Here is a 12992-nt window from a genome sequence, read left to right as displayed (position 1 = left end):
CAGTCCTTCGCGGGAGACAAGCGAGCCATGAGCATCCACATCGGCATCGGCGGCTGGACTTTCGAGCCGTGGCGCGGCCCCTTCTATCCCGCCGGCCTGGCGCAAAAACGCGAGCTCGAATATGCCGGCCAGCATCTGACGGGGATCGAGATCAACGGCACCTATTATGGGAGCCAGAAGCCCGAAACATTCGCGAACTGGGCGGCGGCGGTGCCCGACGGCTTCCGATTCAGCGTCAAGGCATCGCGTTTTGCGACCAACCGCAAAGTGCTGGCCGAAGGCGCGGCCTCGATCGAGAAATTCCTGACGCAGGGGCTGACGCGGCTCGGCGACCGGCTCGGGCCGATCCACTGGCAGTTCATGGCGACGAAAAAATTCGAGCGCGACGATTTCGCGGGCTTTCTCGACCTGCTGCCCGACACGCAGAACGGCCTGCCGCTGCGTCACGCGATCGAGGTGCGGCACGAGAGCTTCCGCGATCCGGCCTTTATCGAGTTGCTGCGCGCGCGGAACATGGCGCTTGTCTATGCCGACAGCGACGAATTTCCGTGCATCGACGAGCAGACCGCGGACTTCACCTACGCCCGGTTGCAGCGCAGCCAGGAAGGCGTCGAAACGGGCTATGATGACAAAGCGCTCGACGCTTGGGCAAAGCAGGCCAAGGCGTGGGCCAAGGGCGGCCGCGACGTCTATCTCTTTTTCATCGCGGGAGCGAAATTAAGAAACCCAGCCGCAGCGATGGCGCTAATAGATCGGTTGAAAGCGAGTACGGAATGACAGCCGAAGGAAAGCCAGAAGCGAAAAGGCCGTCGCGGAAGCGCGCCGATGATATCAAGCAGTTTCGCTGCAAGAACCTAATCGCCGTTATCGAGGATCCGCAAAACCCGCGGAATATCGGAACGGTCATTCGAAACGTGAATGCCTTGGGCGTTGAGAAGGTCTATGTCGTCGATCCTCGAGGCGTCTTGTCCGACGACTGGCATGAACTGCGTGAGGAGCCGAAGCTCGCTAAGCTATCGGTATCTGCGGTGAAATGGACTTTCGTAAAGCGATTCGACAGCACCGAAGACTGCCTCGCCCACCTCGAAAAGAACCGATTCGTCTCGATCGTCACATCGCCTCACGTGAAAGGTAAGACCAACATATTCCTTCACGAAGGCGATTTTGCTGAACATGCAAAACTCGCCGTCTGGTTTGGCAATGAGACGAGGGGAATTAGCGATCTTGCTATCGAGCGTAGCGAGATGTGCGTGAGCATTCCGATGTTCGGAATGATTGAGAGCCTCAACCTCGGAACCAGCTCGGGAATCGTGTTGTACGAGATCGCGAAGCAAAGGCGCGAATATCAAAGCAAATACAGGTTGCGGGATCGAAGAGGAAAGCGGCAGACCGTCCTCCCGACGGTGATGACGCCCTCCCCTTAATGCGAGCGTAACTCTGGATAGATTTATCGCGGGCGCGAAGGTGCGCAATCCGGCCGCCGCGCAGGCACTGATCGCAAAGCTATAGATCCTCCCCATCGCTTCGCGATGGAGAGAATCTGGTTCAGGCCATCGCAGCCTTGGCCGCGAGGAAGTTGTATGGGTCGATGCCGCGGTTGCGGTAGGCGCGGTGCGCTTCGTGATAGAGCGTCGGCTCGCCGATCCCCAACCGCGCACGCGCGGCGTCGAGCGGTTCGGCGAGCAGCGAGCGGATGTCCTGCTCGATGATCGCCTTGGCGACCTTGCCGTTGCGCTGGCCCTGGCGGATCGCGCCCATCACCGGCGCGTCGCTCTTGATGCTCCGCTTCACTTCATAACCGCCGGCATAGGCGATGAAGAAATTGCCGTAATTGCCCGTCTGGCCATAGGTGAAGCCGAGGACGCATTGTTCGCCGAGCGCGTCGCGGCCATAGCCGGTCAGGATGTGGAAGAGGTCGTGCGTGTCGCGCAGGCGGTTGGCATACCATTGGAGCTGGTCGTCGAACTGCGGCCGGCCCATCTTCTCGCTTTCGGCGACGAGCCCCGCGGCGGACAGGCCTTCGCGGCGCATGAAGGTGACATAGGCGTGGCCGACGCTGCCCTCGGGCAGTTCGTCGATCCAGCCATGATCGTCGAGCAGGTCGGGGAGATAGGGTTCGCTGGCCATCAGGCGCTGGCCGAGGTTGCTTGTCACAAAGGCGCGCGCGTCGTCGACGAAGCCCTTGCGCGGCAGATTTTCGAAGATGTGAAAGACCTGTTCGGTATCTTCCTTGTCCTTGATCAGCTTGCGGAAGTGCGACAGCGCCTTGAACGGGCGGAACTTCGCGGGCTTGCGGTCGGGGTGGGAGAAGATGGTCGGGGTCATAGCGGCTCTCTGGCGAATCATCTGATGAGGAGGAGATAGCATTACTGACATATATGTCAATAGTAGCTTAAGATACGACGTTGAGATAAACGCCAGCGCGTCCCCGCCCTTTGACGCCGCCTGCGGCGGCGCTCAGGATAAACTGCCCCTTCGGGGCAGGCGGGGACCCATCTACTGCCGGTTAAAACCCGCCCCGACCGGAGATGGGCCAGTATCGGGTTGACCATGCCCCGCATGGACAAGGATCGTCCGGAGGACGATCCGGCCCGATGCTCCTCCGCGGGGGCACACGGCTTTTCCTTGAGGATGGCGCTGGACGCTCCTCGCCGCGCCCCGTAACAGGCGCATAATACAGCGAGGGCTCATGAGCGACGACGGCAGAACGGAAAGCGCACGGCTGGTCACGCTCGATGCGCTGCGCGGCTTTGCGGTGATGGGCATATTGGCGATGAACATCGTCGCCTTTGCCATGCCCGAAATGGCCTATGTCTCGCCGCGCGCCTATGGCGGCGACACCGCGGCGGATCTGGTGGCGTGGGGGCTGGCGTTCGTGCTGGTCGACGGCAAGACGCGCGGGCTTTTTTCGATCCTGTTCGGGGCCAGCCTGATCCTGATCGTCGATCGCGCCGAAAAATCCGGGAAAAACCCTGCGTCGGTGCATTATCGCCGCATGGCGTGGCTCGCGATCTTCGGACTTTGCCATTTCTTCTTCCTCTGGTGGGGCGACATATTGTTCCTCTATGCCGCGGTCGGCTGCATCGCCTTCCTGTTCCGAGCCTGGGAGGCGCGGCGGCTGATACGATGGGCGGCGGGGCTGTTCACGCTCGGCGTCCTGCTGATGTCGCTGCTGTTCGGCGGCCAGCTCCTCCTCGCCGCATCGGTCGACGATCCCGGCGCGACGACGGCGCGGGTCGAGGCGGGTGAGGCGATCCGCGACGAATATGCAAAGATTGACGGCGAGGTGCAGCACGAGCTGGCGCTGTATCGCGGCGGTTATCTGCCGATCCTCGATCATCGGCTGGACGATGCCGCCGCGCCCTTTGCGATGCTGTTCTTCAACCTGCTCGAAACGCTGCCGCTGATGATGATCGGCATGGCGCTGTTCCGCAACGGCTTCCTGACCGGGACGTGGGAGGCGCGCGCCTATCGCCGCGTCGCCAGGCGCTGGCTGCCGCCGGGATTGCTGCTGACATTGCTCGTCCTCTGGCTGATGCGCGAAGCGCGGTTCGATTATCTCTTCTCGCTCACCGCCTTCCTCGCCTGGGCGCAGCCGGGGCGGCTGATGATGACGATCGGCTATGCGGCGCTGCTCGTCCTGTTGATCAAGCATCACGCCGCCAGCCCGTGGATCGGACGCGTCGCGGCGGCGGGGCGGGCCGCTTTTTCCAACTATCTCGGCACCAGCATCGTGATGACGACGATCTTCTATGGCTATGGGTTGGGGCTGTTCGGGCGGGTCGACCGCGCGCCGCTCTATCTGTTCGTCGTCGCCGCGTGGGCGGTCATGCTGCTGTGGTCGAAGCCGTGGCTCGACCGCTTTCGCTATGGGCCGCTCGAATGGCTATGGCGCAGCCTCGCGCGCGGCAGGGTGCAGCCGATGCGGAAAGAGGCGGAGCTTCAGTAACCGACGGCGCGGCCGAAGCCCGCGGGCTTGCGCTGGACGAGCGGATTCGCCTCGCGTTCGAGCGCCGCGAGCGTTTCCTCGAACAGCGCGCGCAAATTGACGACGCGCGGCAGATATTCCTCGGGGCTGACCTGCGCCTCGACACAGTGGCGCGCGAACATCTCGATATCCTCGGTGAGCGCGCCGAGCCGCTCGGCGCCGAACTGGCGCGCTTCGCTCTTCAGCGTGTGCGCGGGCATCACGAGTCCGCGCGCGTCGCGGGCACGCATCGCCTCTTCGATCGCGGCGACCGACTTGGTACCGTCCTCTCGGAAATAGCCAAGAATGCGCACGAACGCCGCGCCCAACTGGGTGCGAGTCGCGCGGAATTCATCCCAATCGACCAGGATCTCGTCCAATGCCCTGTCCCTCGGTGTTCCAATCGCTCGGTGGTCCCGAAGCCGCCATGCCCGAAGCTGGTAAAAAAGCCGTTACGATGGCCGGGACGTGCGACGAAAGCCGCCCCATTTCGGGTCAGTCGCGGCGGACGCGCCAGCCGCCCTCGGCGTCGTTCGTCAGCGTCCAGCCCTGCTCGCCCGCCAGCGCGGCGACTTCGCGCGCCGCCTGCGGATCGTCGGCGAGCAGCAGCACGTCCGCTGCCTCGCGCATCGCGCGCGCAAGCCGCAGCGCCGGCCACGGGCAGCGCATTCCGCGCGCATCGACGACGAGCGCCGCCGCGCCCGCCTCATTCGTCATAGGGGTTGCGCGTGTTGCGGAAATTGAGGCGGATCGGCACGCCCTGGAACCCCAGTTCCTTGCGCATTCCGTTCATCAGATAGCGCTGGTAGCTCGCGGGAAGCGCGTCGGTGCGGCTGCCGAAGACGACGAAGGTCGGCGGCCGTGTCCGCGCCTGCGTCATATAGCGCAGCTTGATCCGCTTGCCGCCCGGTGCAGGGGGCGGATTGGCCTCGACCGCGCGCTCGAACCAGCGGTTGAGCTTCGCCGTCGAGACGCGGTTGGTCCAGATCGCGCGCTGTTCGAAGGCGACGCGCACCAGCGTGTCGATCCCCTTGCCGGTCGCGCCCGAAATGCTGAGCAAAGGGACGCCCTTGATCTGCGACAGCCCGTCGTCGAGCGCCGCGCGCACGCCATTGAACAGCGACGAGGGATCTTCGGCGACGTCCCATTTGTTGAGCGCGACGATCAGCGCGCGGCCCTCGTCGAGCACCCGGTCGGCGATGCGCAGATCCTGCGCCTCGAGCCCCTTGGTGGCGTCGAGCAGCAGCACGACGACCTCGGCAAAGTCGACCGCGTGCATCGCGTCGGCGACCGACAGTTTCTCGAGCTTGTCCTGCACCTTCGCGCGCTTGCGCATCCCGGCAGTGTCGAAAAGCTGGATCGGCTGGACCTCGCCGTCCTTTTCCCATTGCCAGTCGACGCGGATCGAATCGCGGGTAATCCCCGCCTCGGGCCCGGTGATCAGCCGATCCTCGCCGATCATGCGGTTGATCAGGGTCGACTTGCCGGCGTTCGGCCGGCCGACGATCGCGAGCTTGAGCGGGCCGAGCGGTTCCTCGTCGCCCGCTTCGGCGTCGGCCGCATCCTCGGCGGCCTCCATGAAGGGTTCGACGATCGGGCGCAGCGCATCGAACAGATCGACCACGCCCTCGCCATGCTCGGCGCTGAGCGCGATCGGACTGTCGAAGCCGAGCGCATAGGATTCCATCAGGCCGGTTTCGCCCTGCTTCCCCTCGGCCTTGTTGACGACGAGGATGATCGGCGTGTCTTCGCTGCGCAGCCAGCGCGCGATTTCCTCGTCGAGCGGCGTGACCCCGGCGCGGCCGTCGATCATGAACAGCGCCGCGTCGGCCTCGCGCACCGCTTTCTCGGTCTGGACGCGCATCCGGCCGGGCAGCGTCGCGGCATCCTGATCCTCGAACCCCGCGGTATCGACGATCAGGAATTCGAGTCCGAGCAGTTTCGCATCGCCCTCGCGCCGGTCGCGCGTCACCCCCGGCTGGTCGTCGACGAGCGCGAGGCGCTTGCCGACCAGCCGGTTGAACAGCGTCGATTTGCCGACATTGGGCCGGCCGACAATGGCGATCGTCGCGGATCGCGCCATCTGCTTTTCCTTCGATAAATAGGGACTGTCCCTATTTAAATTTAAATGGGGACTGTCCCTATTTATCAGCGGCCCGGACGCCTCAGCGCCAGGCCGTGATGGTGCCGTCGTCTGCCAGAATATACAAAATATTGTTTGCGACCACCGGCGCCTGCGACAGCGACGTCTTGAACTCCGTCGTCGCGAGCGTCGAGCCGTCAGTCGGCGAAAATTCGACGAGCTGGCCTTCGCTGTTCACCGCGATCAGGCGCCCGCCGGCGAGGATCGGCCCGGTCCAGCGGATCGGGTCCTTCTTCTTCTTTTCGGTCTCGACGCGATAGCGCGCGAGCTGCTGGAGCCAGCGCACCTTGCCGCTGGTCCGCGCGACGCACAGCAGCTTGCCGTCGTCGGTCATCGCATAGACCCATTCGCCGACGACATAGGGGGTCGAGATGCCCGCGATCGATATTTCCCAGCTGCGCTGGCCGGTGACGAGTTCATAGCTCGCCATGCGGCCGCCCTGGCCGAGCGCGAAAACGCGGCCGCGGTCGATCACCGGATCGGCGTCGACGTCCGACAGCGTCGAGACCGACAGCGCCATCGAGGTGCGCGCGAGCGCATCTTCCCAGAGGTCGCGGCCATTCTCGTAACGATAGGCCTGAACTTCACCCGACGAATAGCCCGCGACGATCGTGCCCTGCCCCGCCGCCGGCGAGGCCGCACCGAAGACGCTGCCCGGCTCGAGCGAGGCGGTCGCCTGCCACTGCACCGCGCCATTGGCCTGGTTCAGCGCAAAAATCTGATTGTCCTGGCTGATCACATAGACGCCGCCGAAGGCGATCGTCGGCGCGCCGCGCAGCGGACCCGCAGGCTTCGCCTTCCAGACTATGCTGCCGTCGGTGACGTTGAGCGCCGCGACATCGCCCGATCCGCTCGTCGCATAGACGACATCGCCATCGACCCCCGCGCCGCCGCCGAACAGCGAATCGCGGTAATCCTTGGCGGTGCTGCCGATCGACGCGCTCCACAGCTTCGCGCCCGTATCGGCCGCATAGGCGGTGACGACCGCGTCGGTATCGACGACGAACAGACGGTTGTCGGCAATCACCGGCGAGGAGGCGAGCCGCTGCTTCTTGGTGCTGCCCGCGACGCGCGCTTCCCACAGCTTTGTCCGCGTCGCGGCAAGCGCGGGGTGGCCCATCGATTTCGATGCGTTGCCGCCCGACTGCGCCCAATTCGCGTTGACCGCCGGTTCGGGCAGCACGACCGCAACCGCCTCGATCGCCGGATCGACCTTGATGCTGTTGTCGTTCGACAGGATCGATACGCGCTGGCCGACCGTCGGCGTCTTGGGCCCACCCTTACCCTTGAGGGCGCCGCAACCGGCGAGGGGCAAAGCGAGCAGCACCGCGCCCATCACAAAATGGCGTTTCCGCATGTTACTTGGCTTCCTCATTTTTCGCGGCCGCCGCTGCGCCCGGCGTGCCTTTCTGGTCCCCGGCGGCCGGAGCCGCGTCGGCTGCGCTTGCGGCGGCGCGCGCACCCTCCACTTCCGCCTTCAGGCTTTCCGCCGCACGGTCGGCGACGGCATCGACGCCCAGCATTCCCGCCATCTGGACGCTGCGCGATTGCAGCGTCTTGGCGACGTCGGGCAGCTTCGCGATCCGGCCGTAAAGCTGGCCGGCCTGATCATATTTTCCCTGGCTGTAATAAGCCGCGGCGCTGAGCTCGGCAGCGCTCGCGAACCAGCTCGACGCCGGGTCCTTGGCATCGACGATCGGCTTCAGCCGCGCGATGATCGCCTCGGGCTTCAGCGTGTCATATTCGAGCGCGGTCTGCCGAATCAGCGCCATGTCGCGCAGCGACTGGTCGAGCTTGGTATCGGCCGCGACCTTGGCGATCAGCGCGGCCGCCGCCTTGAGGTCGCCGCTCTTCGCCTTCAGGTTCGACTGCTCGATCAGCGCCGCGGCGCGATAGGCGGGATTGCCTTCGCCTTCGAGAGTCTTGAGATCGGCGGTCGCGGCGGTCGGCTGCCCGGCCTTGATCTTGTCGAACGCGGCGATCAGCGCCTCGGCCTTTTCGCCGCGCGCGATTTCCTGTCGGTGCCCCCAATAGAGATAGCCGCCGAACGCGAGCAGCGCGGCGACCGCCCCGCCGAGAATCCAGCGTCCATAGCGCTGCATGATATTGTCGAGCTGGTCCTTGCGGACGGCTTCATCGACTTCCTGCAGAAACGCGTCGTTGCTGTTCGTCGGGCTCAGCGCCAATCAAACCTCCATCACATTCCATTGGCCCCGGACGATATCGGCTGGCCGGCCGCTTCCTTAGCGATGGCGCCGGAAAAGGCCAAGCGATTCACTTGCGCGCGCCGCGGGTCTTCACCCCGAGTAGATCTGATCGGCTGTCGGGAATGAACGGGCCCTGACTTCGTCGGCATAATCCTTGACCGCGCCGCTGACGACGCCCGCCATATCCTGGTAGCGCTTGACGAATTTGGGCACGCGTTCGAACATGCCGAGCATGTCGTCGGTCACCAGCACCTGGCCGTCGCACCGGGCCGATGCGCCGATGCCGATCGTCGGGCAATCGACCTTTTCCGTGATCTCGATCGCGATCGATTCGAGCACGCCTTCGATGACGATCGAAAAGGCGCCGGCCTGCGCGACGGCAACCGCATCCTCGACGATCGAGCGCGCTTCCGCCTCGCTCTTGCCGCGCACGCCATAGCCGCCGAGGATGTTCACCGCCTGCGGCGTCAGCCCGACATGACCCATCACCGGAATGCCGCGCTGGGTGAGGAATTCGATCGTCGGCGCGAGCACCTTGCCGCCTTCGACCTTCACCGCCGCGGCGCCGGTTTCCTTGAGCAGGCGCGCGGCGTTGTTGAACGCCTGTTCGGGGCTGCCCTCATAGCTGCCGAAGGGCATGTCGACGATCACCGCGGCATGATAGCTGCCGCGCACCACTGCGGCGCCGTGGAGCGCCATCATGTCCATGGTGACGCCGACGGTGTGCGGCAGACCATAGATCACCTGGGCGAGCGAATCGCCGACGAGCAGCATGTCGCAATGCGGGTCGAGCAGCTGGGCCATGCGGACGGTGTAGGCCGTGAGCATCACGATCGGCTCGCCACCCTTGCGCTGGCGGATGCGCGGCACCGTCAGGCGCTTCATCGGCTGCGGCGTCGGGTTGGCGCGGCTGGTGGAGGTGTCGAGGGTGAGCGTCTTGGGGAGCGTGGACATGGCGCGGGGGTCTAGCCCGTCCCATCGCCAAGCGAAAGATCGAACTCGGTCTTCGCGGCCTCATTGTAAAATTATCTTGACTCAATGTTCGTTATATTTAACATTAAGTCATCAAGAACGAACATGCGGAGAGTCGTCCCGATGACCTATACCGAGAAAAAGGCCTGGCTGACGCTGGTCGCGATGCTGCTGGCCTACAGCCTCTATTTCGGGCTGATCCTTGCCGGCCATCCCGCGGGGAGCGAGCGTTTCGCGATGCTGTGGCTGTTCGGGACGATCGCCGCGACGCAGGCGGTGGTCGTGATCATCGGCCATGTCTGGCTGGCGGTTGCGGCGCGCAAGCTTCCCCGAGCGCGCGTCGACGAACGCGACCGCGCGATTGCCGCGCGCGGCACGCGGGTCGGCTATTACGTCCTTTTGACCGGCACGATCGTCGTCGGGGTCGTCATGCCCTTCACCGATCCGCCGATGCACATCGTCAACAGCGCCTTGTTCGCGATCGTGGTCGCCGAAACGGCCGGATTGCTGGTGGTCGTGACGAGCTATCGGAGGGGTTGGCATGGCTAAGCCTCCTTTCAGCAACGACATCCGCACCCTGCGCTTCCTGGCAGGCGAGATGACCCAGGGCGAACTGGGCGACCATGTCGGGGTAACGCGGCAGACGATCGCGGCGATCGAACAGGGCAAATATTCGCCGTCGCTCGAAGTCGCGTTCCGCATCGCGCACGTCTTCGACAAGCCGCTCGAGGCAGTGTTTCAATGGGAGGGGGATTGAACCGGGGAGTCTGCTTTGGGGTGGGGGAGCGGACTGTCGGTTTTTGGATAGCTGGAACGGATATTGGTCGCTCAATCTGCCCGAACTGGTTCGATCCCTAGATCAATACCGAGACGTGCGAGGCCGGAGAGAAGCGAGCAATCAAACATCTCTCCCCGTTCTCCGACAGTCCATGTGATGAAGAGATTGATCGAGCCTCCAGTCGCCCGCAAGCCAAGAAGGAAATCCTGCTTGGGGACAAGCGTAGCGACAATCGCTCGAAGCCGTTCCGCCAACTCGCCATCATCACCTGCGCCGAGATCAAACGCGCAATAAGATGCGTCTCGATGTCCCGACAACGCTGTGCCACGCGGTGTGGAACGGGGTTCCCCTGCTGCCCAGCTTCGCTTCACCGGTAGGCCCACACCGCGAACGATGTCGTTCGGATCGGCGTCAGGGTGGCGCACCTGTAGCGAGATATCGTAGCTAAAGCTCATGGAGCAAATAGACGCGATTTGGTCAGCGTCCGCAATCGGCAACCGTAAGACCCGGTCGGAATGTCTACCATCGGTCGTAACCCACCCTGACGAGGTTCACCCCCGTCCGGCATCGTTCAACGCCGCAAGCTGCTCGGCGGTCAGCGTCAGCGTCTCGCTTCCCAATATCTCGTCGAGCTGGCCGACACTCGTCGCGCTCGCGATCGGTGCAGTGACGCCGGGCTGCGCCGCGACCCAGGCGAGCGCGATCTGCGACAGTGTCGCGCCGGTCTCGCCCGCAATGCGGTCCATCGCCGCCAGCATCGCCGGTCCCTTGCCCTCCAGATAGGCCTTGGCGCGCGCGCCGCGCGGGCTTTTGCCGAGATCGTCGGCGCTGCGGTATTTCCCCGACAGATAGCCAGAGGCGAGACTGAAATAGGTGATGACGCCCAGGCCCTCGTCGATGCAGAGCGTCTGGAGCGGCCCTTCATATTGCGCGCGGTCGAGCAGGTTGAGCTCGGGCTGCACGACGGTGAAACGCGGCAGGCCCAGTTCGTCGGCGGTGCGCAGCGCCTCGCCCAGCCGCTCGGCGGAATAGTTGGACGCGCCGATCACGCGCACCGTCCCCGCGTCGACCAGTTCGGCAAATGCGCCGAGTACCTCGCCCAGCGGCACGTCGGGATCGTCCTTGTGCGCGAAATAGAGGTCGATGACGTCGATACCGAGCCGGTCGAGCGAGCCCTGCACGGCCTCGCGGATGCGGTCGGGTTTCAGGCCGCCGGGCATCATCCCGACCTTGGTCGCGACCAGCACCTTGTCGCGCGCGCCGCTCGCCTTCAGCCATTGGCCCATCATGGTTTCGGACTCGCCGCCCTTGTGCCCGGGCACCCACGCCGAATAGACGTCTGCGGTGTCGATCATTCCGCCGCCGCGTTCGACGAAGCGGTCGAGGATCGCGAAGCTCGCCTTCTGATCGGCGGTCATGCTGAAGACATTGCCGCCGAGTACGAAAGGCCGGATCGACAGGCCGCTTTTGCCGAGCGCGCGTTCGGTCATCGGGATGCTCCTTCCTTCACCGCCGGCACCGCTTCGCGCGGGTTATCGCTGAACAGCCCGTCGATGCCGGTCCTCAGATAGGTTTTGATCTCGGCCGCGAGATCACCGTGCCCCGCCGGATTGAGCCCGCCCTTGTCGGCAAGCGGCAGGAAATAATTCTCGCGGCGAAAGGTCCAGGGATGAACCTTGAGCCCCGCGGCATGGGCGTCGTGCACCAGCGCGGTCGGATCGCCGAGCGTTCCGATCGCCCCGCGCGGGATGATCATGTCCTTGTTCGGCCCGATGCCGTCGGCATAGGCCGCGACCGCTTTCAGCCCCGCCGGGGTCGCCATCATCGCATAGGTCGCTTTCGGATCGTCGGCGGGGCCGCCCGCACCGTCCATGAGCTGGATGAGCGGCAGGTCGCTCTTCGCGCGAATGGCCTTGAGATTGCCGACCTCGAAACTCTGGATGAACACCGGCGCGGCGCGACCGCGATAGCCGTATTTTTCGAGGATCGCGAGCAGGGGCGCCTCGTGCGGCAGGCCGATCGACGCGAAATAGCTCGGATGTTTGGTTTCGGGATAGACGCCGACCGGATGGTCGCGGCCCTTGTTCGCCTCGACCAGCAGGTCGAGGATTTCGACGAAGGTCGGGATCTCATATCGCCCGTCATGCGCGGTGCCGCGCAGCCGCGGAATGCGTTCCTTCGCGCGCAATGTCTTGAGTTCGGCGAGGGTGAAATCCTCGGTGAACCAGCCGGTCACCGTCTTGCCGTCGATCGTCTTCGTCGCCTTGCGGCCCGCGAACTCGGGATGATCGGCGACGTCGGTCGTCTCCGAAATTTCATTCTCGTGCCGCGCGACAAGGACACCGTCCTTCGTGAGCACCAGATCGGGTTCGATGAAGTCGGCGCCCTGCTCGATCGCGAGCGTGTAGCTCGCCAACGTATGCTCGGGCCGCTCGCCCGACGCGCCGCGATGGGCGATGACGATCGGCGGCTTGCCATCGAGGGTGGGCTGCGCGGCCATCGGCTCAGCCCCGCAGCCCGCGAGCGCCAGCAGCGCAAACGCCCCGCGCCACGCCTTCATGCCGCAAAGCGCTGCTGCCAGTCATCGGCCGAAAACCCCACGCTGAGCACGCCGTCGGCATCGACGAGCGGGCGGCGGATCATTGCCGGCTGTTCGAGCATCAGCGCCTTGGCCTTCACGGCGTCGAGTCCCTCTTTCTCCGCATCGGGCAATTTGCGAAAGGTCGTGCCGCTTTTGTTGAGCAGCTTTTCCCAGCCGAGCTTATCGATCCAGCCCTGAAGCTGCGCGGCATCGAGGCCGTCCTTACGATAGTCATGGAAAACATGGGCGACGCCATGCTCGTCGAGCCAGCGCCGCGCCTTCTTCACCGTGTCGCAGTTGGGAATGCCGTAAAGGGTCAGGGTCATGAATCTTGGTCGCTCTGC

At 64.5% G+C, this 12992-nt stretch carries 16 protein-coding genes; 5 read left to right on the top strand and 11 right to left on the bottom strand.

The window, feature by feature from the left end:
- Positions 1-27: 27 nt before the first annotated feature.
- Together VHO04_RS02365 and VHO04_RS02360 are read left to right on the top strand one after the other, a co-directional pair.
- Entirely contained in the window at positions 28-777 is a 750-nt protein-coding gene (locus VHO04_RS02365) for a DUF72 domain-containing protein (protein WP_329626871.1), read from the top strand.
- The gene (locus tag VHO04_RS02360) at positions 774-1424 is read left to right on the top strand and encodes an RNA methyltransferase (protein WP_329626870.1); all 651 of its coding nucleotides are present in this window, start codon (positions 774-776) and stop codon (positions 1422-1424) included. The genes VHO04_RS02365 and VHO04_RS02360 overlap by 4 nt, the downstream gene beginning before the upstream one ends.
- A 121-nt stretch (positions 1425-1545) precedes the next feature.
- Here VHO04_RS02360 and VHO04_RS02355 read toward each other — a convergent pair whose 3' ends face one another.
- Complete coding sequence (locus tag VHO04_RS02355) at positions 1546-2325, bottom strand: Coq4 family protein (protein ID WP_329626869.1); 780 nt, start codon at positions 2323-2325, stop codon at positions 1546-1548.
- Positions 2326-2689: 364 nt separating this feature from the next.
- On the opposite strand from VHO04_RS02355, the gene VHO04_RS02350 reads away from it, so the two are divergent.
- Positions 2690-3949 (top strand): DUF418 domain-containing protein, encoded by a 1260-nt coding sequence (locus VHO04_RS02350; RefSeq protein ID WP_329626868.1) that lies wholly within the window; start codon positions 2690-2692, stop codon positions 3947-3949.
- Here VHO04_RS02350 and VHO04_RS02345 read toward each other — a convergent pair.
- The 6 genes from VHO04_RS02345 to panB form a co-directional block, all read right to left on the bottom strand.
- Positions 3943-4347 carry an Hpt domain-containing protein gene (locus VHO04_RS02345; RefSeq protein WP_297662411.1) on the bottom strand — a complete coding sequence of 135 codons (405 nt, stop codon included), beginning with the start codon at positions 4345-4347 and terminating at the stop codon, positions 3943-3945. The two genes, VHO04_RS02350 and VHO04_RS02345, sit on opposite strands and share 7 nt — an antisense overlap.
- Before the next feature lie 115 nt (positions 4348-4462).
- Positions 4463-4684: a sulfurtransferase TusA family protein gene (locus VHO04_RS02340; protein ID WP_329626867.1), complete on the bottom strand. Its 222-nt coding sequence runs from the start codon at positions 4682-4684 to the stop codon at positions 4463-4465.
- Positions 4674-6050, bottom strand: coding sequence for a ribosome biogenesis GTPase Der (gene der, locus VHO04_RS02335; protein ID WP_329626866.1), 1377 nt, complete (start codon positions 6048-6050; stop codon positions 4674-4676). The genes VHO04_RS02340 and der overlap by 11 nt, the downstream gene beginning before the upstream one ends.
- Positions 6051-6132: 82 nt before the next feature.
- Entirely contained in the window at positions 6133-7467 is a 1335-nt protein-coding gene (locus VHO04_RS02330) for a PQQ-binding-like beta-propeller repeat protein (RefSeq protein ID WP_329626865.1), read from the bottom strand.
- A 1-nt stretch (position 7468) separates the two neighbouring features.
- Positions 7469-8296, bottom strand: coding sequence for a tetratricopeptide repeat protein (locus VHO04_RS02325; protein WP_329626864.1), 828 nt, complete (start codon positions 8294-8296; stop codon positions 7469-7471).
- 111 nt (positions 8297-8407) lie between these two features.
- Positions 8408-9271: a 3-methyl-2-oxobutanoate hydroxymethyltransferase gene (gene panB / locus VHO04_RS02320; RefSeq protein WP_329626863.1), complete on the bottom strand. Its 864-nt coding sequence runs from the start codon at positions 9269-9271 to the stop codon at positions 8408-8410.
- Positions 9272-9412: 141 nt separating this feature from the next.
- Here panB and VHO04_RS02315 point away from each other — a divergent pair, with 141 nt between their 5' ends.
- Positions 9413-9838, top strand: a complete 426-nt coding sequence (locus VHO04_RS02315) for a hypothetical protein (protein WP_329626862.1) — start codon at positions 9413-9415, stop codon at positions 9836-9838.
- Positions 9831-10046 (top strand): helix-turn-helix transcriptional regulator, encoded by a 216-nt coding sequence (locus tag VHO04_RS02310; RefSeq protein ID WP_329626861.1) that lies wholly within the window; start codon positions 9831-9833, stop codon positions 10044-10046. The genes VHO04_RS02315 and VHO04_RS02310 overlap by 8 nt, the downstream gene beginning before the upstream one ends.
- A 71-nt stretch (positions 10047-10117) precedes the next feature.
- Here VHO04_RS02310 and VHO04_RS02305 read toward each other — a convergent pair whose 3' ends face one another.
- The 4 genes from VHO04_RS02305 to VHO04_RS02290 all read right to left on the bottom strand — a co-directional run bounded on the left by VHO04_RS02305 (position 10118) and on the right by VHO04_RS02290 (position 12974).
- Complete coding sequence (locus VHO04_RS02305) at positions 10118-10522, bottom strand: hypothetical protein (protein ID WP_329626860.1); 405 nt, start codon at positions 10520-10522, stop codon at positions 10118-10120.
- A gap of 96 nt (positions 10523-10618) precedes the next feature.
- Positions 10619-11557, bottom strand: a complete 939-nt coding sequence (locus VHO04_RS02300; RefSeq protein WP_329626859.1) for an aldo/keto reductase — start codon at positions 11555-11557, stop codon at positions 10619-10621.
- The gene (locus tag VHO04_RS02295) at positions 11554-12627 is read right to left on the bottom strand and encodes a glycerophosphodiester phosphodiesterase (RefSeq protein WP_414713071.1); all 1074 of its coding nucleotides are present in this window, start codon (positions 12625-12627) and stop codon (positions 11554-11556) included. Before VHO04_RS02295 ends, VHO04_RS02300 begins: the two co-directional genes overlap by 4 nt.
- A complete protein-coding gene (locus VHO04_RS02290) occupies positions 12624-12974 on the bottom strand; it encodes an ArsC family reductase (protein WP_329626858.1) in 351 nt (116 codons plus the stop codon). The genes VHO04_RS02295 and VHO04_RS02290 overlap by 4 nt, the downstream gene beginning before the upstream one ends.
- Positions 12975-12992 lie beyond the last annotated feature (18 nt).

The sequence above is a fragment of the Sphingopyxis sp. genome, assembly GCF_036261875.1.
Classification (GTDB): Bacteria; Pseudomonadota; Alphaproteobacteria; order Sphingomonadales; family Sphingomonadaceae; genus Sphingopyxis.
This window is presented reverse-complemented; position numbering and strand designations above follow the sequence as displayed.

Coding starts and splice junctions, on each gene's coding strand:
- VHO04_RS02365 (WP_329626871.1), top strand. CDS start 28: ATGAGCATCCACATCGGCATCGGCGGCTGGACTTTCGAGCCGTGGCGC.
- VHO04_RS02360 (WP_329626870.1), top strand. CDS start 774: ATGACAGCCGAAGGAAAGCCAGAAGCGAAAAGGCCGTCGCGGAAGCGC.
- VHO04_RS02355 (WP_329626869.1), bottom strand. CDS start 2,325: ATGACCCCGACCATCTTCTCCCACCCCGACCGCAAGCCCGCGAAGTTC.
- VHO04_RS02350 (WP_329626868.1), top strand. CDS start 2,690: ATGAGCGACGACGGCAGAACGGAAAGCGCACGGCTGGTCACGCTCGAT.
- VHO04_RS02340 (WP_329626867.1), bottom strand. CDS start 4,684: ATGACGAATGAGGCGGGCGCGGCGGCGCTCGTCGTCGATGCGCGCGGA.
- der (WP_329626866.1), bottom strand. CDS start 6,050: ATGGCGCGATCCGCGACGATCGCCATTGTCGGCCGGCCCAATGTCGGC.
- VHO04_RS02330 (WP_329626865.1), bottom strand. CDS start 7,467: ATGCGGAAACGCCATTTTGTGATGGGCGCGGTGCTGCTCGCTTTGCCC.
- panB (WP_329626863.1), bottom strand. CDS start 9,271: ATGTCCACGCTCCCCAAGACGCTCACCCTCGACACCTCCACCAGCCGC.
- VHO04_RS02315 (WP_329626862.1), top strand. CDS start 9,413: ATGACCTATACCGAGAAAAAGGCCTGGCTGACGCTGGTCGCGATGCTG.
- VHO04_RS02310 (WP_329626861.1), top strand. CDS start 9,831: ATGGCTAAGCCTCCTTTCAGCAACGACATCCGCACCCTGCGCTTCCTG.
- VHO04_RS02305 (WP_329626860.1), bottom strand. CDS start 10,522: ATGAGCTTTAGCTACGATATCTCGCTACAGGTGCGCCACCCTGACGCC.
- VHO04_RS02300 (WP_329626859.1), bottom strand. CDS start 11,557: ATGACCGAACGCGCGCTCGGCAAAAGCGGCCTGTCGATCCGGCCTTTC.
- VHO04_RS02295 (WP_414713071.1), bottom strand. CDS start 12,627: ATGAAGGCGTGGCGCGGGGCGTTTGCGCTGCTGGCGCTCGCGGGCTGC.
- VHO04_RS02290 (WP_329626858.1), bottom strand. CDS start 12,974: ATGACCCTGACCCTTTACGGCATTCCCAACTGCGACACGGTGAAGAAG.